Source organism: Cellulomonas sp. P4_H12 (assembly GCF_056400905.1).
Map to the genome: position 1 here is coordinate 1 of NZ_JBFUKJ010000030.1, position 19375 is coordinate 19375.

17 protein-coding genes are annotated in these 19375 nt (G+C 74.4%); 2 read left to right on the forward strand and 15 right to left on the reverse strand.

What is annotated here, in order from left to right:
* Positions 1–81: 81 nt before the first annotated feature.
* The 8 genes from fmt to mihF all read right to left on the reverse strand — a co-directional run bounded on the left by fmt (position 82) and on the right by mihF (position 7484).
* The gene (fmt, locus tag AC1DQC_RS16170; RefSeq protein ID WP_477052262.1) at positions 82–1020 is read right to left on the reverse strand and encodes a methionyl-tRNA formyltransferase; all 939 of its coding nucleotides are present in this window, start codon (positions 1018–1020) and stop codon (positions 82–84) included.
* Positions 1021–1030: 10 nt separating this feature from the next.
* Positions 1031–1642: an HAD-IA family hydrolase gene (locus tag AC1DQC_RS16175; RefSeq protein ID WP_477052263.1), complete on the reverse strand. Its 612-nt coding sequence runs from the start codon at positions 1640–1642 to the stop codon at positions 1031–1033.
* Between the two features lie 7 nt (positions 1643–1649).
* On the reverse strand, positions 1650–3704 hold the full coding sequence (locus AC1DQC_RS16180; protein WP_477052294.1) for a primosomal protein N' family DNA-binding protein: 2055 nt from the start codon (positions 3702–3704) through the stop codon (positions 1650–1652).
* Between the two features lie 85 nt (positions 3705–3789).
* Positions 3790–4992: a methionine adenosyltransferase gene (gene metK, locus AC1DQC_RS16185; RefSeq protein WP_477052264.1), complete on the reverse strand. Its 1203-nt coding sequence runs from the start codon at positions 4990–4992 to the stop codon at positions 3790–3792.
* A gap of 43 nt (positions 4993–5035) precedes the next feature.
* On the reverse strand, positions 5036–6232 hold the full coding sequence (coaBC, locus tag AC1DQC_RS16190) for a bifunctional phosphopantothenoylcysteine decarboxylase/phosphopantothenate--cysteine ligase CoaBC (RefSeq protein ID WP_477052265.1): 1197 nt from the start codon (positions 6230–6232) through the stop codon (positions 5036–5038).
* A 10-nt stretch (positions 6233–6242) separates the two neighbouring features.
* Positions 6243–6506, reverse strand: coding sequence for a DNA-directed RNA polymerase subunit omega (gene rpoZ / locus AC1DQC_RS16195; RefSeq protein ID WP_028046344.1), 264 nt, complete (start codon positions 6504–6506; stop codon positions 6243–6245).
* 41 nt (positions 6507–6547) lie between these two features.
* Complete coding sequence (gene gmk, locus AC1DQC_RS16200) at positions 6548–7117, reverse strand: guanylate kinase (protein ID WP_477052266.1); 570 nt, start codon at positions 7115–7117, stop codon at positions 6548–6550.
* 55 nt (positions 7118–7172) lie between these two features.
* A complete protein-coding gene (gene mihF / locus AC1DQC_RS16205; RefSeq protein WP_370505526.1) occupies positions 7173–7484 on the reverse strand; it encodes an integration host factor, actinobacterial type in 312 nt (103 codons plus the stop codon).
* Between the two features lie 183 nt (positions 7485–7667).
* Here mihF and AC1DQC_RS16210 point away from each other — a divergent pair, with 183 nt between their 5' ends.
* On the forward strand, positions 7668–9296 hold the full coding sequence (locus AC1DQC_RS16210; protein WP_477052267.1) for a LuxR C-terminal-related transcriptional regulator: 1629 nt from the start codon (positions 7668–7670) through the stop codon (positions 9294–9296).
* Between the two features lie 105 nt (positions 9297–9401).
* Entirely contained in the window at positions 9402–10490 is a 1089-nt protein-coding gene (locus tag AC1DQC_RS16215) for a flavin-containing monooxygenase (RefSeq protein ID WP_477052268.1), read from the forward strand.
* 10 nt (positions 10491–10500) lie between these two features.
* Here the strand turns inward: AC1DQC_RS16215 and pyrF are convergent, their stop codons facing one another.
* Genes pyrF through pyrR form a run of 7 tightly spaced genes read right to left on the reverse strand, consistent with a single transcriptional unit; the run spans position 10501 to position 19293 of the window.
* Complete coding sequence (gene pyrF, locus AC1DQC_RS16220; RefSeq protein WP_477052269.1) at positions 10501–11352, reverse strand: orotidine-5'-phosphate decarboxylase; 852 nt, start codon at positions 11350–11352, stop codon at positions 10501–10503.
* Entirely contained in the window at positions 11349–14687 is a 3339-nt protein-coding gene (gene carB / locus AC1DQC_RS16225) for a carbamoyl-phosphate synthase large subunit (protein WP_477052270.1), read from the reverse strand. Before carB ends, pyrF begins: the two co-directional genes overlap by 4 nt.
* Complete coding sequence (gene carA, locus AC1DQC_RS16230) at positions 14687–15844, reverse strand: glutamine-hydrolyzing carbamoyl-phosphate synthase small subunit (protein WP_477052271.1); 1158 nt, start codon at positions 15842–15844, stop codon at positions 14687–14689. Before carA ends, carB begins: the two co-directional genes overlap by 1 nt.
* Complete coding sequence (locus tag AC1DQC_RS16235) at positions 15841–16374, reverse strand: PH-like domain-containing protein (RefSeq protein ID WP_477052272.1); 534 nt, start codon at positions 16372–16374, stop codon at positions 15841–15843. The genes carA and AC1DQC_RS16235 overlap by 4 nt, the downstream gene beginning before the upstream one ends.
* Positions 16371–17690: a dihydroorotase gene (locus AC1DQC_RS16240; protein WP_477052273.1), complete on the reverse strand. Its 1320-nt coding sequence runs from the start codon at positions 17688–17690 to the stop codon at positions 16371–16373. Before AC1DQC_RS16240 ends, AC1DQC_RS16235 begins: the two co-directional genes overlap by 4 nt.
* Positions 17687–18706: an aspartate carbamoyltransferase catalytic subunit gene (locus AC1DQC_RS16245; RefSeq protein ID WP_477052274.1), complete on the reverse strand. Its 1020-nt coding sequence runs from the start codon at positions 18704–18706 to the stop codon at positions 17687–17689. Before AC1DQC_RS16245 ends, AC1DQC_RS16240 begins: the two co-directional genes overlap by 4 nt.
* The gene (gene pyrR, locus AC1DQC_RS16250) at positions 18703–19293 is read right to left on the reverse strand and encodes a bifunctional pyr operon transcriptional regulator/uracil phosphoribosyltransferase PyrR (RefSeq protein ID WP_477052275.1); all 591 of its coding nucleotides are present in this window, start codon (positions 19291–19293) and stop codon (positions 18703–18705) included. The genes AC1DQC_RS16245 and pyrR overlap by 4 nt, the downstream gene beginning before the upstream one ends.
* Between the last annotated feature and the right edge of the window lie 82 nt (positions 19294–19375).

The following is a 19375-nucleotide window of genomic DNA, read 5'->3' on the forward strand; positions in this document are numbered from 1 at the left end:
CGGCCGAGCGCTGCGTCCGGCCCTGCGACCGGGCCGCGCCGCGCTGCCGGCCCTGCGGGTCGCGCCGGTCGTCCACGGGGCTCATGCCGCACTACCCAGCACGGTGTCGGCGTCGAGCCGCGCGCCGCGGGCCCAGTCCGCCGCCGCCATCGCGCGCTTGCCCTGCGGGGTCACCTCGGTCAGCCGCACCGCGTGCCCGCCGGTCCCGACGAGCACCTCCTTCTTGCCGACCTGCAACCGACCGGGCGCCAGGTCCGTGACGTCCGGCGCGAGCCGCACGGGCGCGAGGCCGAGCCGCGAGCCGTCCGGCAGCGTCGTCCAGGCGCCCGGCGCGGGGGTGCAGCCGCGGATCCTCCGGTCGACGGCGTGCGCGGGGTGCGACCAGCGCACCCGCGCGTCCTCGACCTCGATCTTCGGCGCGAGGCTGACCCCCTCGGTCGACTGCTCGACCGGGCTGAGGATGCCGTCCTCGAGGGCGTCGAGGGTGCGCACGAGCAGGTCGGCCCCGGCCACCGCGAGGCGTCCGAGCAGGTCCCCCGACGTGTCGCGCGGCCGGATCGTCTCGGTGAGGAACCCGAAGACCGGCCCGGTGTCGAGGCCCGCCTCGAGCCGGAACGTCGACGCACCGGTGACCTCGTCGCCGGCGATGATCGCGTGCTGCACCGGTGCGGCCCCGCGCCAGGCGGGCAGGACGGAGAAGTGCAGGTTGACCCAGCCGTGCACGGGCACGTCGAGCAGGGCGGGCGGGATCAGCGCGCCGTACGCGACCACCGGTGCCGCGTCGACGGCCAGCTCGGCCAACCGGGCCTGGAACTCCTCGTCGCGCGGGCGCTGCGGCGTGAGCACCTCGAGCCCGGCCTCCAGCGCGCGCGTCTTGATCTCGCTCTGCGCCGACGCGCGGCCGCGCCCGGAGCGGGCGTCGGGGCGCGTGAGGACGGCGACCACCTCGTGACGGGAGGCGAGGAGCGCCTCGAGCGACGGCACCGCGGCCGCGGGAGTTCCGGCGAAGAGCAGTCGCATGGCGTCGATCCTAGGTGCGCGGCAGCGCGAGCCCGCGCGCGGCCAGGTCCGCCCGCAGGGCGTCCGCCGACGTGAAGAGCACCGCCTGGAAGCCAGCCGCGGCCGCCGCGGCGACGTTGGTGGCCGAGTCGTCGGTGAAGAGCGTCCGGCCCGGGTCCAGGCCGAACCGCTGGGTGAGCAGGGCGAACACGCGTGGGTCGGGCTTCGCGACACCCACCTCGCCGGACACCAGCACGCCCTCGAGCAGACCGATCGCCGGTGCGGCGGGTTCGGCCAGGTGGAACGTCTCGGCGGACCAGTTGGTCAGGCCGAGGAGCCGCACCCCGAGCGTCGCCAGGTCCCGGACCAGCCGCTCGGTGCCCGCGACCGGACCGACCAGCGTGTCGGCGAAGTGCGCGACGTACAGGTCCAGCGCGGGCAGGTGCTCGGGCGCGGTACCCGCCAGCGCGCGACGCGCATCGGCCCACGAGCGCCCCGCGTCCTGCTCGTGGTTGAACGCCGCGAAGTCGAGGTCCGTGAAGAAGGCGTCGACCTCGCGCGCGGGCAGGCGACCGACGAACGGGCGGTGCGGGTCCCAGCCCACGAGCACGTTGCCCAGGTCGAAGACCACGGCGTCGATCACGCGCGGCTCACCCCAGCTCCGTCGGGTCCAGGACCACGCGGACCGACCCGCCTTCGCGGCGGGCGCTGCGCACGGCCAACGACGCCGACAGGGCGCGCGCGAGGGCGGCGCCCCGGGGCCGCGGCACGCGGACGATCGCCCGGACGTCCGGCTCCAGCGCTCCGGCCTCGGCCTCGCCGACCGGCACCGGGCCCAGGACCTCGGCGTCCGGCAGGTCCAGCCGCGTGAGGAGGATGTCCACGGCGTCTCGGGGCCCGGTGACGGCCGCCATGCGGACCGCGGGCGGCAGCGCGAGCTCGGCCCGCTCCGCGAGCTCCCGCGACGCGTACCCCGTCGGGTCCCACCGCACGAGGGCCTGCGTCGCGCGCTCCTCGGCGTCGCCGACCAGCACGACGACCCCACCCTCGGACGACGGCCGCACCAGGGCCGCGGCCGCGAGCCAGCGACGCAGCGCGTCCTCCCCGGTGCGCAGGGAGACACCGGCGGTGCTCACGGCGGCGTCGAGCAGGAGGGCCGCCGCGTACCCGCCTGGCGCCACCGGTTCGGCGCCAGGCGTGCTGACGACGACGGCCGGGACGTCCGGGACGGTCGCCAGCACGCCGGCCGAGGCGCGCGCACCCGACACGCGAACCGGCACACCCGGGAACGCGCGACCGAGCTCCTCGGCGGTCCGTTCCGACCCGACCCGCACGGAGCGCAGCGCGCCCGCGCCGCACTCGGTGCACCGCCAGTCGGTGGCCAGCCGGCCGCACCACCCGCACGTGGGCACGCCGCCGGCGCTGGTCAGCCCGAGCGGGCCGTGGCAGACGCCGCAGAGGGCGGCGKACCGGCAGCGACCGCACGCCACGACCGGCACGTACCCGGCCCGCGGCACCTGGACCAGCACGGGGCCGTCCGCGAGACGGTCCCGGAGCGTCTTCCACGCGGGCGCGGGCAGCCGGGCGGCCGCCGCCGGCCCCTCCCGGGCGAGCTCGACGGACGTGAGCGCGACCACCCGGGCCGCCCGCGCGCGCGTCGTCGTCCGGTCGGCCGTGATCTGTCGCGCCCAGCCGGACTCGACCAGCGACTGCGCCTCGACGCTGCGCCCGTGCGCCGCGACGAGCAGCGCGCAGCCCTCGAGCTCGGAGCGCAGCGCCAGCACCTCGCGCACGTGCGGGTAGGGCGTTCGCGGCTCGGCGTGCAGCGGGTCGCCGTCGTCCCACACGACCGCGAGCCCGAGGTTCTGCACMGGGGCGAACGCCGACGCCCGCGTCCCGACCACCACCGACGCGTGCCCCCGCAGGGCCGCCAGGAAGGACCGGTACCGCGCCGCCGGGCCGTCGTCCGCGGCCAGCCGGACGGCACCGCCCACCGACCCGGGCAGCCAGCGCGGGATGCCGGCCGCGTCGAGCGCGGCGAGGACGCGGTCGATGTCCCGGGCGTMCGGCACCACGATGAGCGCTCCGCGGCCGCCGAGCACGCACGCCGCGACGGCCTGCGCGATGGCGTCGGGCCACCGCTCCCCCGCCGCCGCCGGCAGCGCGGACCAGACGGCCCGGGGTGCGCCGCCGGCGGTGAGGTGCTGGAGGAACGCCGACCYGCCGCGGTACGGCGCCCACGCGGTGGCCGACGGCGACGGTGCCGGGGGCTCGGCCGCGGTCGCGGGGACCTCGGCCTCGACCCGAGCGTGCCGCGCGGGGATGGCGAGGCGGAGGACATCGTTGAGGGTGCCCGCCCACCGGTCCGCGACGGCACGGGCGAGTCGCGCGACCTGCGGGGTGAGCACCGGCTCGGCCGAGACCACCTTGCGCACCGGCACGAGCGCGCCGTCGTGCTCCGCCTCGTCCACCCGCTCGAGGACGTAGCCGTTGACGTCCCCCTGCGCGCCGAACCGCACCTTGACCCGCGCGCCGGGCACCGCCGTGTCCGCCAGCGACGCGGGCACGAGGTACTCGAAGACCCGGTCGAGGTGCGCCGGCAGCAGGTCGACGCACACCCGCGCGACCGGCTGGTGCTCGGCGAGGGCGACGCCGGCGGGCAGCGCTCGCGCGCGCCGCCGGGGCTGCGGCAGGCCCTCGAGCATGAGCTGCTCGCCGCTCCCGCTCACGTCCACGGGGTCATCTCACCATCCGCCGCCGACGCGTGACGGCTCGCGGAACGGGTCGTGGTCAGCCCACCGCGGACTGCAGGTCCGCCACGCGGTCGGTGCGCTCCCAGGTGAACTCGGGCAGCTCGCGGCCGAAGTGCCCGTACGCCGCGGTCTTGCGGTAGATCGGCCGCAGCAGGTCGAGGTCGCGCACGATCGCGGCCGGGCGCAGGTCGAAGACCTCGCGGATCGCGGCGGTCAGCCGCGCGACCGGCACGGTCTCGGTGCCGAACGTCTCGACGTAGAGGCCCACCGGGTTGGCCTTGCCGATGGCGTAGGCGACCTGCACCTCGCAGCGGCGTGCCAGACCCGCGGCGACGATGTTCTTGGCCACCCAGCGCATCGCGTACGCGGCCGAGCGGTCCACCTTCGACGGGTCCTTGCCGGAGAAGGCGCCGCCGCCGTGCCGCGCGATGCCGCCGTAGGAGTCGACGATGATCTTGCGGCCGGTCAGCCCTGCGTCGCCCTGGGGACCGCCGACGACGAACGTGCCCGTCGGGTTGACCAGCAGGCGGTAGTCGGTCGTGTCGAGGTCGAGCTGGGCGAGCACCGGCGCGATGACGTGCTCGGCGATCGCGGGCCGCAGCGCCGTCTCGAGCTGCACGTCGGGGTCGTGCTGCGTGGACAGCACCACGGTGTCGAGCCGGACGGCACGGTCGCCGTCGTAGCCGATCGTCACCTGGGTCTTGCCGTCGGGCCGCAGCCCGGGGACGACGCCCTCCTTGCGGACGAGCGTGAGCCGCTCGGCCAGGCGGTGCGCGAGCCAGATGGGCAGCGGCAGGAGCGTCGGCGTGTCGTCGCTGGCGTAGCCGAACATCAGGCCCTGGTCCCCGGCACCCTGCGCGTCCAGCGGGTCGAGGTCGGACGTGTCCTCGCGCACCTCGAGCGCCTTGTCGACGCCCGCCGCGATGTCCGGCGACTGCTGCCCGATCGACACCGAGATCCCGCACGAGTCCCCGTCGAACCCGATGGCCGACGACGTGTAGCCGATCCCCCGGACGACCTGCCGCACGATCTGGGGGATCTCGACGTACGCGCTGGTGGTGACCTCGCCGGCCACGTGCACGAGGCCCGTCGTCACCATCGTCTCGACCGCCACGCGCGCCTGCGGGTCCTGCTCGAGGATCGCGTCGAGGATGGCGTCGGAGATCTGGTCGCAGATCTTGTCCGGGTGCCCCTCGGTCACGGACTCGGACGTGAAGAGGCGCAGGTCGGGCTGAGTCATGGCCGACAGCGTAATGGGCGCGCTCGGCGCGAGGTGTCAGATCTCAGGCTCGCGCGACGACGGCGTCCCACACCGCGTGCGCGACCTCGTCCTTGCTGCCGCTCGCCTCGGCGACGACCGCACCCGCGCCGTCGAGGATGGTCACCTCGTTCGCGTCGGTGCCGAAGCCGCGGCCACCGCCCACGGCGTTGACCACCAGGAGGTCCGCGCCCTTGCGGAGCGCCTTGGCGCGGCCGTGCTCGAGCACGCTGCCCGTCGCGTCGCCCGTCTCGGCGGCGAAGCCGACGACCACCTGACCGGGCCGGAGCCGGTCGGCGGACAGCTCGGCCAGGATGTCGACCGTCTCCACCAGCTCGAGCACCGTGGGTGCGCCGTCGCGGTGCTTCTTGATCTTGGCGTCCGCGCTGGTGCGCGGCCGGTAGTCGGCGACAGCCGCCGCCATGACCACGACGTCGGCGTCCTTGGCGGCGGCGCGGACGGCGTCCCGCAGCTCCGCGCCGGTCTCGGCGCGCACCACGTCGACGCCGGGCGGGGCGGGCACGTCGATGTTCGCGGCCACAAGGGTGACGCGCGCGCCGCGGGCGTGCGCCGCGCGAGCGAGCGCGACGCCTTGCCGGCCCGACGAGCGGTTGCCGAGGAACCGAACCGGGTCCAGGGGCTCCCGGGTGCCGCCGGCCGACACGACGACGTGGCGCCCCTCGAGGTCGCGAGGCCGGTCGGTGACCATGGCCAGGGCCGCCGCGGCGATCTCCTCGGGCTCGGGCAGCCGCCCCGGACCGGTGTCCGAGCCGGTCAGCCGCCCGGCGGCGGGGTCGAGCACGTGCACGCCGCGCGAGCGCAGGGTCGCCACGTTCGCGACGGTGGCCGGGTGCTCCCACATCTCGGTGTGCATGGCCGGGGCGAGCAGCACCGGGCAGCGGGCGACGAGGAGGGTGGCGGTGAGCAGGTCGTCCGCCTGGCCGGTGGCCGCACGCGCCAGGAGGTCGGCCGTGGCCGGGGCGACGATCACGAGCTCGGCCTGCTTGCCGACGGCGACGTGCGCGACCTGGTCGACGTCCTCGAACACGTCCGTGGTCACCGGCTGGCCGGACAGGGCCTCCCACGTCGCGCGCCCGACGAACTCGAGCGCCGCGCGCGTGGGGACCACCCGGACGGCGTGGCCGTCCTCGCGCAGCAGGCGCAGCAGGAGGACGGCCTTGTACGCGGCGATCCCGCCCGCGACGCCGAGGACGATGCGCATGGTGGGGCGGTCAGCCCTCCGTGGCCTCGGACGTCAGCAGGCCGGCGTCGATCTCGCGCATCGCGATCGACAGCGGCTTCTCCTGCGGACGGGTGTCCACGAGCGGGCCGACGTACTCGAGCAGGCCCTCGTTGAGCTGCGAGTAGTAGGCGTTGATCTGACGCGCGCGCTTGGCCGAGTACAGGACCAGCGCGTACTTGGAGTCGGCGCGCTCGAGCAGACGGTCGATGGGCGGGTCGGTGATGCCGGTGGGGGCGGCGACGGTTCCGGACACGGTGATCTCCCGTACGTAAAAGGGGTTGGGCTAGCCCCATCCTACCTGGTCGCGATCCCCATCCCGCGGACCAGCTCGTCCGTCGCCCGGTGCACGTCGTCGTTCACGATCACCTGGTCGAACTCCGCCTCGGCGGCGAGCTCCACGCGGGCCGTGGACAGCCGGCGCTCCCGTTCCTCGGCATCCTCGGTCCCGCGCCCGACCAAGCGCCGCTCGAGCTCGGCGAACGACGGCGGGGCCAGGAACACGAAGTGCGCGTCCGGCATGGACTCCCGCACCTGCCGGGCGCCCTGCAGATCGATCTCGAGGAGCGCGGGCTCGCCGGCCGCGAGCCGCTCCTCGACCGGCTTGCGGGGCGTGCCGTACCGGTTGCGGCCGTGCACGACGGCCCACTCGAGCAGGTCGCCGCGCGCGACCATCCGGTCGAACTCGTCGCCCGAGACGAACAGGTAGTGCACCCCGTCCACCTCGCCGGGTCGCGGCGAGCGCGTCGTCGCCGACACGGAGAGCCAGACCTCGGGGTAGCGGGCGCGGACGTCGGCGGACACCGTGCCCTTGCCGACTGCGGTCGGTCCGGCGAGAACGGTCAGCCGGGCAGGCGTCGTCGTCATGGGTGGTGCGGTACTCCTCGAGCTGCGCGGTGCGGCCGCCTGCGCCTCGAGCCGGTCACCCGAATCGGTCGACGAGAGCCTTCACCTGGTGCGGTCCGAGACCGCGCACGCGGCGCGTCTCGGAGATTCCGATCTCGGAGATGATCGCACGCGCCTTGACCTTGCCGACGCCAGGGAGCGACTCGAGCAGCGCGAGGACCTTGAGCTTGCCGATGGTCTCGTCCTGCTGCCCCTGCGCGATCACCTCGGAGAGCGTCCCCTGCGAGTACTTGAGGCGATTCTTGACCTCTGCGCGGGCCTGCCGGGCTGCGGCGGCCTTCTGGAGCGCTGCCGCTCGTTGTTCGGGAGTCAGCGGAGGGAGAGCCACGCGCGTCACCTTCTCGTCGTTGGGCCGGCGATCCAGCACGCATCTACGCGGGACCGTTGGAATGAAACTAGCGACCCCCCTGGTGAACGGCAACGTGGGCGGACGATCAGTCCCCGAAGCGCGCACCCCGCGCCTGACCTGCGCACGCGCTACGGTGACTCGGTCGTTGGTCGAGGAGCTGCGATGGGGAACGGCACCGCGCTGGACACCGCGCGAGAGGCGTCGGCGAACGGGCGCTGGGCGTCCGCGTACGAGGCGTACGCGCTCGCCGCGGCCGCCGACGGCCTGAGCTCGCGCGACCTCGCCGACTGGGGATCGACGGCCCTGCTGTGCGGTCGCGACGACGAGGGGTGCGACGTCCTCGCGTCGGCGTTCGACGCGCTGGTGCAGGACGGCGAGCTCGCGCGGGCGGCCCGGTGCGCGCTGTGGGCGTGCCTCAACCTCGGCAACCGGGGTCGGGTCGCCGCCATCGGCGGCTGGATGGAGCGCGGTGCCCGGCTCGCCGCCGCGAACCCCGGGTCGGTCGTCCCCGGCTACCTCGCGGTGCCGCAGGCGCGTCGGGCGATGCTCGAGGGGAACATGACAGAGGCGCTCCGGTGCTCCCGGCTCGCGTCGGCCGTCGCCGCGGAGGTCGGGGACCGCGACCTCGGCGCGCTCGCCCGGCTCGGCGAGGGCCACGTCCTCGTCCTGGTCGGCGAGACGACCGCGGGCCTGGCCGCCCTGGACGACGTCATGCTCGCCGTCACGACCGGCAGCGCGTCGGCGCTCGTCGCCGGCATCGTCTACTGCGCGGTGATCCAGCTGTGCCGCGAGGCGCTCGACCTGCGGCGGGCGCGCGAGTGGACGTACGCGCTCGACGTCTGGTGCGAGCGGCAGCCCGAGCTGGTCCCGTTCCGGGGCGCGTGCCGCATCCACCGCTCGCAGGTGCTGCTCGAGTCGGACGACTGGGACGGCGCGCTGACCGAGGCCGAGGGCGCCGTGGAGGCGCTCTCCCACCCCCGCCAGGCGGACCTCGGACGCGCCTGGTACCAGAAGGCCGAGGTGCACCGGCTCCGCGGCCAGCACACCGCGGCGCAGGACGCGTACCGCGCGGCGCACGAGGCCGGCGCCGACCCGATGCCCGGGCTCGCGCTCGTCTGGGTCGCGCTCGGGCGGACGCAGGAGGCGCACGACGCGCTCGCGGCGCGGCTCGGGTCGCCGGCCCCGTCCGCCGCTCTGCTGGCCGCTTCCGTCGAGGCGGCGCTCGCGGCCGGCGACGTCGCTGCCGCCCGGCTCGCCGCGGCCCGGCTCGCGGACCTGGCGGACGGGCCGACGGGCAGCTTGTGCGTCGACACGCTCGCGGCGGCGGCCGAGGGTGCCGTCCTGCTCGCCGAGGGCGACGCGCACGCGGCACTGGGACCGCTGCGCCTCGCGATGGACGGCTGGTTCGAGCTCGACGTGCCGTACGAGGTCGCCCGCGCGCGCGTCGCGCTCGCCCGGGCGCGCCGGTCGCTCGGCGACGACGTCGATGCCGCGCTCGACGAGGACGCTGCGCGCACGACGTTCCGCCGGCTCGGTGCCGCGACAGAGCTCGCGGCCCTGGAGCCGGCGCCCGGGGCGTCGCCCGGCGCGCTCAGCCCGCGCGAGGTCGAGGTCCTCCGGCTCGTCGCGACGGGCCGGACCAACCGCGCGGTCGCGGCGCAGCTCACGCTCTCGGAGCGCACGGTGGCGCGGCACGTCTCGAACATCTTCACCAAGCTCGGCGTGCCGTCCCGGTCCGCGGCGACCGCCTGGGCGTACGACCACGGGATCGTGGCGCGCTCCTCCGAGTGAGCAGAACTGCCCATGCCAGCGCCGGCCGCGTGGGCAGGACGCCCGATGTCGGCGGCTCCGGGCCTTCGTAGCGTCGAATCATCGACGACGACGGAGGTCAGGACCATGGACGAGCGGACGATCATCATCGGTGCCGGGCAGGCCGGGCTGGCGACGGCCTACCACCTCACGCGGCGCGGGCTCCCGTGCCTCGCGCTGGACGCGCACGACCGGGTCGGCGACAGCTGGCGCGAGCGGTACGAGTCGCTGCGCCTGTTCACGCCCGCACGGCTGGACGCGCTGCCCGGCCTGCCGTTCCCGGCACCCGCCTGGTCGTACCCGACCGCCGGGCAGATGGCGGACTACCTCGAGCAGTACGCCGCCGAGCTTCACCTGCCGGTCCGCACCGGCGTCGGCGTCCGGCGCGTCCGTGCGGCGGTCGGAGGTTTCCGGGTGGAGACGACCGACGGCGACCTGTCGTGCGCGACGCTCGTCGTCGCAGCGGGTGGACATCGCGACCCCTGGACGCCCGCTCTCGCCGCGCGCGTCGACCCCGCGGTCGTGCAGCTCCACTCGACCGCGTACCGGCACCCCGCGCAGCTCCCCGACGGCCCGGTCCTCGTGGTCGGCGCGTCCCACTCCGGCTCGGACCTCGCCCTCGAGCTCGCGCTCGCCGGCCACCCGGTGGTCCTCGCCGGGCGGGTGCACGGCCAGCTGCCGTACGGCGGCGTGCGCGGCCGGATCTCGGCGCTGCTCCTGCCCACGGTCGCCAGCCACGTGCTGACGGTCCGCACGCCCGTCGGACGACGGATGCAGCCGATGGTGCGCGCGGGCGGGGCGCCGCTGCTGCGCGTGAAGCCGGCGGACCTGGCGGCGGCGGGCGTGCGGCACCTCGAGGCGCGCGTGGTCGACGTGCGCGACGGGCGACCGGTCCTCGACGACGGCACGGTCGTGGAGGCCCGCTCGATCGTGTGGGCGACGGGGTTCCGCGACGACTTCGGCTGGGTCGAGCCGGCACCCCTCGGCGAGGACGGCTACCCCATGACGGAACGCGGGGTCGTGCCGTCCGTGCCCGGGCTCTACTTCGTCGGCCTGCCGTTCCAGTACGCGTTCTCGTCCGCGATGGTGCACGGGGTCGGCCGGGACGCCGAGCACGTCGCGCGCCACCTCGCGGCGCACCTCCCGGCCAGGCGACCCGCGGCGGCCGCGGCGTAGCCCCGGGTCGTCAGTCCCGCAGCGCGGCGGCGGCCTCGTCGGCCCCCGCCCGCGCTGCTGCCCGTAACGCCGCCACGTCCGGGCCCGCCGCCAGGACGGCGCGCGACGACGACGCGAGCACCTGGTGCCGCGCCGCGCCGAACACGGTGGCGAGCTCCCGTGCGCCGGCGCCCTGGGCGCCCACTCCCGGAGCGAGCAGGGGGCCGTTGACGCGCGTGAGGTCGGTGCCGGTCCGCGACGCCGCATCGCCGACCGTCGCGCCCACCACGAGACCGATGGAGCCCATGKGGTCGGCCGAGGCGTTGAGCGCCGCGGCGCGGGACGCCATGAGGGCCGCGACGGTCACGCCGTCGGCGGTGCGGGCGTGCTGCACCTCGTGCCCCTCCTTGTTGGACGTCAGGCACAGGACGAACAGCCCGCGTCCCGACGACAGCGCGAGGTCGACGGCCGGGTCGAGCGACCCGAAGCCGAGGTAGGGCGACACGGTCAGCGCGTCGCCGGCCAGCGGCGAGCCGTCGCGCAGGAACGCCTCGGCGTAGGCGCCCATGGTGGAGCCGATGTCCCCGCGCTTGGCGTCCACGATCACGAGCGTGCCGGTGTCCCGGCCCGCCGCGATCACCTCCTCCAGCACGGCGACCCCCGCGGAGCCGTGCCGCTCGAAGAACGCGGCCTGCGGCTTGACCGCCGCGACGCGGCCGCCGACCGCCTCGAGCACGGTCAGCGCGAACCGGCGCAGGCCCGCGGCGTCGTCGGGCAGCCCCCACGCCTCCAGCAGGCTCGTGTGCGGGTCGATGCCGACGCAGAGCGGCCCGTGGGCGTCCATGGCGGTGGCCAGGCGCGCCCCGAACGGCGCCGTCGTCATGCGCGGGCCGCCAGGCGGGCCTCGCGGCGCACCAGGGCGGCGGCGTCGTGCTCCTGCAGGCTGGTCACGCGGAACGGTCCCGCCTGGCGCGCCTCGATGGCCTGCACCGCCGCCCCGAGCTGCTGGACGGTGGTGACCATGGCCTTGTCGGCCGCCGTCGTCGCCGCGCGGATCTCGTAGCCGTCGGCGCGCGCGCCCTGGCCGGAGGGCGTGTTCACCACCATGTCGACCGAGCCGGCGGTGATGAGGTCGACGATGGTCGGCTCCCCCGCCTCGCCGCGGCCCGACGAGTACTTGCGGACGACCGTCGACGCGATGCCGCTGCGGTGCAGGACGGCCGCGGTGCCCTCGGTGGCGAGGATCTCGAAGCCGAGCTCCGCCAGCCGCTTGACCGGGAAGACGATCGAGCGCTTGTCCCGGTCGGCGACCGAGATGAACGCCCGGCCGCCGGTGGGCAGGCCGCCGAACGCCGCGTCCTGCGACTTGGCGAATGCCGTCGGGAAGTCGACGTCGAAGCCCATGACCTCACCCGTCGAGCGCATCTCCGGGCCGAGCACGGTGTCGACGACGACACCCTCCTTCGTGCGGAACCGCTTGAACGGCAGCACGGCCTCCTTGACGGCGATCGGCGAGCCGAGGTCCAGGACGCTGGCGTCGTCGACCGGCAGGATGCCCAGCGCGCGCAGGTCGGCGATCGACCGACCCGCCATGATGAGGGCCGCCGCCTTGGCCAGGGACACGCCGGTGGCCTTGGACACGAACGGGACCGTCCGCGACGCCCGCGGGTTGGCCTCGAGCACGTAGAGGACGTCGGAGACCAGCGCGAACTGGATGTTGAGCAGCCCGTGCACCCCGACCCCGCGCGCGATCGCCTCGGTGGACAGCCGGATGCGCTCGAGCTCGCTGGTCGAGAGCGTGACCGGCGGCAGGGTGCACGCCGAGTCGCCGGAGTGGATGCCGGCCTCCTCGATGTGCTCCATGACGCCGCCGAGGAACAGCTCGGTGCCGTCGAAGAGCGCGTCGACGTCGATCTCGATGGCGTCGTCGAGGAACCGGTCGATGAGCAGCGGGGGCAGCGTGCCCGCGCGCCCGCCGTCGGCGGCGTTGTCCAGCGCGCGCTGCACGTACTCGTTCAGCTGGGTCTCGTCGTAGACGATCTCCATCCCCCGGCCACCGAGCACGTAGGACGGGCGCACGAGCACCGGGAACCCGATGCGGCGCGCGGTGTCCCGGGCACCGGCCTGCGTGGTGGCGGTGCCGAAGGCCGGCGCGGGCAGCCCGGCGGCCTCGAGCACCTTGCCGAACTCCCCGCGGTCCTCGGCGGCGTCGATGGCGGCCGGCGAGGTGCCGAGGATCGGCAGGCCGGCGTCGGCCAGGCGTTGGGCCAACGACAGCGGCGTCTGCCCGCCGAGCGTGACGATGAGCCCCTCGACCGGGCCGGCCGCCAGCTCGGCGGTGTAGACCTCGAGCACGTCCTCGAACGTCAGCGGCTCGAAGTACAGGCGGTCGGACGTGTCGTAGTCCGTGGAGACCGTCTCGGGGTTGCAGTTGACCATGACGGTCTCGAACTCGCCCTTGAGCGCCAGCGCCGCGTGCACGCAGGAGTAGTCGAACTCGATGCCCTGGCCGATGCGGTTCGGGCCCGAGCCGAGGATGAGGATCGCCGGGCGGGTGCGCGGCGCGACCTCCGACTCCTCGTCGTAGGACGAGTAGTGGTACGGCGTGCTCGCGGCGAACTCGGCCGCGCAGGTGTCGACGGTCTTGAACACCGGGCGCAGGCCGACCGCGTGGCGGGAGCGGCGGACCGCGTCCTCGGACGTGCGGCGCAGGGTGGCGATCTGGCCGTCCGACAGACCGTGGCGCTTGGCGTGCAGGAGCACGTCGCGGGTCAGGGCATCGGCCGTGCGGGTCTGCTCGGCCACCTCGTTGATGAGCTGGATCTGGTCGAGGAACCACGGGTCGATGCCCGTGAGCTCGTAGACCTTCTCGAGGCTGACGCCGAACCGCAGCACCTGCTGGACGTCGACGAGGCGGTGCTCGGTGGGCCGGGAGATCGTCGCGACGAGCGCGTCGAGCGCGTCGCCGGTCAGCGCGTCGCCGGCCCAGTGGAACACCGAGCCCTTCTTGTCGATCGAGCGCATCGCCTTGCCGAGCGCCTCGGTGAAGTTGCGGCCCAGGGCCATCGCCTCGCCGACCGACTTCATGGTGGTGGTGAGCGTGTCGTCGGCGGCCGGGAACTTCTCGAACGCGAACCGCGGGACCTTGACGACGACGTAGTCGAGCGTGGGCTCGAAGCTCGCCGGGGTCGAGCCGCCCGTGATGTCGTTGGGGATCTCGTCGAGCGTGTAGCCCACCGCGAGCTTGGCGGCGATCTTGGCGATCGGGAAGCCGGTGGCCTTGGAGGCCAGCGCGGAGCTGCGGGACACGCGCGGGTTCATCTCGATGACGACGACGCGTCCGGTCGACGGCTCGATGGCGAACTGGATGTTGCAGCCGCCCGTGTCGACCCCGACCTCGCGGATGACCGCGATGCCGATGTCGCGCAGCCGCTGGTACTCGCGGTCGGTCAGGGTGAGCGCCGGGGCGACCGTGACGGAGTCGCCGGTGTGCACGCCGACCGGGTCGACGTTCTCGATCGAGCAGACGACCACGACGTTGTCGTGCTTGTCGCGCATCAGCTCGAGCTCGTACTCCTTCCAGCCGAGGATCGACTCCTCCAGGAGCACCTCGGTGGTCGGCGAGTAGTGCAGGCCCTGGCCGACGATGCGGCGCAGGTCGGTCTCGTCGTACGCGATGCCCGAGCCGAGGCCGCCCATGGTGAACGAGGGCCGCACGACCACCGGGTACCTGAGGTCGTCGACCGCGGCGAGCGCGTCCTCGATGGTGTGCACGATCGCGGAGCGCGCGCTCTCGGCGCCGCAGACCGCCACGACCTCCTTGAACTGCTCGCGGTCCTCGCCCTTCTGGATCGAGGCGATGTTCGCGCCGATGAGCTCGACGTCGTACTTCTCCAGGACGCCCGCCTCGTCCAGCGCGATCGCTGCGTTGAGCGCCGTCTGACCACCCAGGGTCGGCAGGATCGCGTCGGGGCGCTCCTTGGCGATGATCGTGGTGAGGACCTCGGTGGTGATCGGCTCGACGTAGGTGGCGTCGGCGAACTCCGGGTCGGTCATGATCGTCGCCGGGTTGGAGTTGACCAGGATGACCCGCAGGCCCTCCTCCTTGAGCACGCGGCAGGCCTGCGTGCCCGAGTAGTCGAACTCGCACGCCTGGCCGATGACGATCGGGCCGGACCCGATGACGAGGACGCTCTGGATGTCTGTGCGCCGGGGCATCAGGCGGCACCCTTCTCTGTGTTCATGAGATCGACGAAGCGGTCGAAGAGGTACGCGGCGTCGTGCGGGCCGGCCGCGGCCTCGGGGTGGTACTGCACCGAGAACGCCGGCAGGTCGAGCGCCCGCAGGCCCTCGACGACGTCGTCATTGAGGTCGACGTGGCTGACGACGACCCGGCCGTAGCGACCGCCGTCGTGCGGCGCGACGGACTCGCCGTCGAGCGGGGCGTCGACCGCGAAGCCGTGGTTGTGGGCGGTGATCTCCACCTTGCCCGTGGCCCGGTCCATCACCGGCTGGTTCACGCCGCGGTGGCCGTAGCCCAGCTTGTAGGTGCCGTACCCGAGCGCGCGGCCGAGCAGCTGGTTGCCGTAGCAGATGCCGAAGAACGGGATCCGGCGGTCCAGCACGTCGCGCAGGAGCTCGATCTCGTGCGTCGCAGCCGCGGGGTCGCCCGGGCCGTTGGAGAAGAAGACGCCGTCGGGCGAGGTGGCCAGGACGTCGTCGATCGTCGCGTGCGACGGCAGCACGTGCACGCGCACGCCGCGCTCCGCGAGCCGCTGCGGCGTCATGGCCTTGATGCCGAGGTCGACCGCCGCGACCGTGGCGACGTGCTCGCCCACCGGCTCGACCACGTACGCCTCGTCGGTGGACACCTCGCCGGCGAGGTCGGCACCCGCCATCGCGGGAGCGGCCAGAACGTCATCCAGCAGCTCGTCGTCGGCGCGGCGCTCGCCGTCGTCGCCCAGGAGGGCGGCGCCGGAGAAGATGCCGGCCCGCATCACGCCGCGCTCGCGCAGGTGGCGGGTCAGGGCCCGGGTGTCGATCTCGCTGATGCCGACGATGCCCTGCGCGACCAGGTCGTCGTCGAGCGTGCGCCGGGAGCGCCAGTTCGAGGCACGACGCGCGGGGTCGCGCACCACGTAGCCGGCCACCCAGATCTGCGCCGACTCGTCGTCCTCGTCGTTCACGCCCGTGTTGCCGATGTGCGGGGCAGTCATGACGACGATCTGGCGGTGGTACGACGGGTCGGTCAGCGTCTCCTGGTACCCCGTCATGCCGGTGTTGAAGACGATCTCGCCCAGCGTGGACCCCTCGGCGCCGTACGGGCGGCCGGTGAAGGTGCGGCCGTCCTCGAGAACGAGCACTGCGTCGGTCATGAGTTCCCCTCCTGCGCGGGCGCCTGGCCCGCGGTCAGCGTCGTGATCGCGTCGATGAGCCGCGCGTGGTCCGCGGCGTGCTTGGGTCGCAGGCCGGTGTCGAGGCCGCGGGGATCGGCGGGGTCGCCCTGCCAGGTGACGACGACGAGCCCCTCTCCCCCGACGACCTTCCCGGCCATGCCCGGCGCGGACGTGGCGGACCGGACCGCCGCGGCGGGCACGAACAGGTCGGTCGCTCCCTGCCGGCTGATCCGCACGCCGGCGTCGAACACGCCGACCTGCGCGGGGCTGCGGACCCCCAGGCCGTAGGCGGTGACCCGGTCGAGCCAGTCTCCCGACCGTGTGGTCGACACGTACACCGCGTCCACCGGGGCCAGCCGCTCGGCACCGAGCCCCGCGGGCGGGACCGGCAGAGCCGGCAGCAGCGCGGAGGACCGTCGGGTGCGCGCCTGCCAGCCCGAGCGCATGGCCCGGTAGACGAGCAGGACCACCACGACCAGGACGATCGTCGAGACCGCCTGGCGGCTCACGAGGAGACCACGATGCTCTCGTCGCACGCCGAGCCGTCCATGACCGTGGCCCGCCCGCGCAGGAACGTCGCGATGACGCAGCCCGACAGCTCCCGACCGCGGAACGGCGAGTTGACGCTGTGCGTCGCCTGCTCCTCGGGCACGACGGTGCGGCGGATGCCGGGGTCGACGAGGGTGAGGTTCGCGGGCTCCCCGACCGCGATCGGGCGGCCGTGGTCGCTCACGCGGCCGATCCGGGCGGGTGCCGTGGACAGCACCCGCGCGACGTCCGCCCAGGTCATCCGGCCGGTGTCGACCATCGTCTCCTGCACGACGGACAGCGCCGTCTCCAGCCCGGTCATGCCGAAGGCCGCCGCGCCCCACTCGCAGTCCTTGTCCTCGCGCGTGTGCGGCGCGTGGTCGGTGGCGACGATGTCGATCGTGCCGTCGGCCAGGCCCTCGCGGACCGCCTCGACGTCGCGCTGCGTGCGCAGCGGCGGGTTGACCTTGAACACCGGGTCGTACCCGCGCGCCAGCTCGTCGGTCAGCATGAGGTGGTGCGGCGTGACCTCGGCGGTGACGTCGATGCCCCGGGACTTGGCCCAGCGGATGATCTCCACCGACCCGGCCGTGGACAGGTGGCAGACGTGCAGGCGCGAGCCGACGTGCTCGGCCAGCAGCACGTCGCGGGCGATGATCGCCTCCTCCGCGACCGCGGGCCAGCCGGCGAGCCCCAGCTCCGCGGAGACGACGCCCTCGTGCATCTGGGCGCCCTCGGTGAGGCGCGGCTCCTGCGCGTGCTGGGCGATGACGCCGTCGAAGGCCTTGACGTACTCGAGCGCGCGCCGCATGACGACCGGGTCGTGCACGCACTTCCCGTCGTCAGAGAACACGCGCACCTGCGCCGCGGACTCGGCCATGGCACCCAGCTCCGCCAGGCGCTCGCCCTCGAGGCCGACCGTGACGGCGCCGACGGGCCGCACGTCCGCCCAGCCCGCGTCGCGGCCGAGCCGCCACACCTGCTCGACCACGCCCGCGGTGTCCTGCGTCGGCGTCGTGTTGGCCATGGCGTGCACCGCGGTGAACCCGCCCATCGCGGCGGCCCGGGTGCCGGAGCGGACCGTCTCGGCGTCCTCGCGCCCCGGCTCGCGCAGGTGCGTGTGCAGGTCCACCAGCCCGGGCAGCAGGATCAGCCCGTGCCCGTTGATGACGATGGGGTCGTCCGCCCTCGCCTCGGCGTCCGGGCCGATCGCCGCGATGACGCCGTCGGCCAGCAGGACGTCGGTGGTGCCGTCGCCCAGCGGGCTCACGTCCCGCAGCAGGTAGTTCCTCGTCACGCGTCGGTGCCCTTCTCGTCGGTGTTCTTCTCGGCGCCCCCGGCGCCCGCTCGAGCGGGGGCGTCGCCGCCCGCGAGCAGCAGGTACAGGACGGCCATGCGGACCGCCACGCCGTTGGCCACCTGCTCGACGATCACGGCGCGCGTCGAGTCCGCCGCGTCCGCCGAGATCTCGAGTCCCCGGTTCATCGGGCCGGGGTGCAGCACGATCGCGTGCTCCGGCAGGTGGCTCAGGCGTCGCGCGTCGAGCCCGTACCGACGGGTGTACTCGAGCGGGCTCGGGAAGAACCCGCCGCCCGCGCTCGACATCCGCTCGCGCTGGACCCGCAGCATCATGATCGCGTCCGGCTTCTCGTCGGCGATCACCTCGTCCAGGTGGTACGACACCCGGGCGGGCCACGCACCGACCCCGACCGGCAGCAGCGTGGGCGGGGCGACGAGCACCACCTCGGCGCCGAGCGTGTGCAGGAGCTGCACGTTGGACCGGGCGACCCGGCTGTGCAGCACGTCCCCGACGATCGCGACCCGCAGGCCGGCCAGGTCACGCCCGGTGACGTCCCCCGGTCCGACCAGGTGCCGACGCAGCGTGTAGGCGTCGAGCAGCGCCTGCGTGGGGTGCTGGTGCATCCCGTCGCCCGCGTTGATGACGGCGCCGTCGGTCCAGCCGGCCGTGGCCAGCGTGTGCGGCGCGCCCGAGGCGTGGTGCCGGATGACGACCGCGTCGGCGCCCATCGCCTGCAGCGTCAGCGCGGTGTCCTTGAGGGACTCCCCCTTGGAGACGCTCGAGCCCTTCGCCGAGAAGTTGATGACGTCGGCCGACAGCCGCTTGGCGGCCGTCTCGAACGAGATCCGGGTGCGCGTCGAGTCCTCGAAGAAGAGGTTGACCACGGTCCGGCCGCGCAGAGTGGGCAGCTTCTTGATCTCGCGGGCCTGGGTCGCCGCCATCGAGCCGGCGGTGTCGAGGATGCGGAGGGCGTCGACGACGTCCAGGTCGGCCGTGGAGAGCAGGTGCTTCATCGCGCACCGCCCTCGATGAGGACGGCGTCGCGCCCGTCGCTCTCCTCGAGCAGCACGCGCACACGCTCGCTCGTCGACGTGGGCAGGTTCTTCCCGACGTAGTCGGCGCGGATCGGCAGCTCCCGGTGCCCCCGGTCCACCAGGGCGGCCAGCTGGACGGCGCGCGGGCGGCCCAGGTCGTTGATGGCGTCCAGCGCCGCGCGGATGGTGCGGCCGGAGTAGAGGACGTCGTCCACCAGCACCACGACCTTGCCGTCCAGGCCGCCGCCGGGGATGTCCGTGGCGCCGATCGTCCGGGTGGGGTGCTGCGCCAGGTCGTCGCGGTACATCGTCACGTCGAGGCTGCCGACGAGGAGCGCGAGGTCCAGCCCCGGCTCGACCGCGACGAGGCGGTCCGCGAGCCGGCGGGCGAGCGGGAGGCCGCGCGTGGGGATGCCCAGCAGGACGACGTCGGCGCCGCCCTTGTTCCGTTCGAGGATCTCGTGCGCGATGCGCGTGAGCGCTCGGCCGATCTCCGGGGCGCCGAGGACCACGTTGGCGTCGTCGTCAACGGTCTCGTGGGCGGGTGCGGGCGTGCCGGTGCTCATCAAGCAAACTCCTTCCCCGCCTCACGGGACGGGTCTTAAAGGAATGTCTCGTCCAGCACTCTAGCGTGCGGGAACGTCCCTC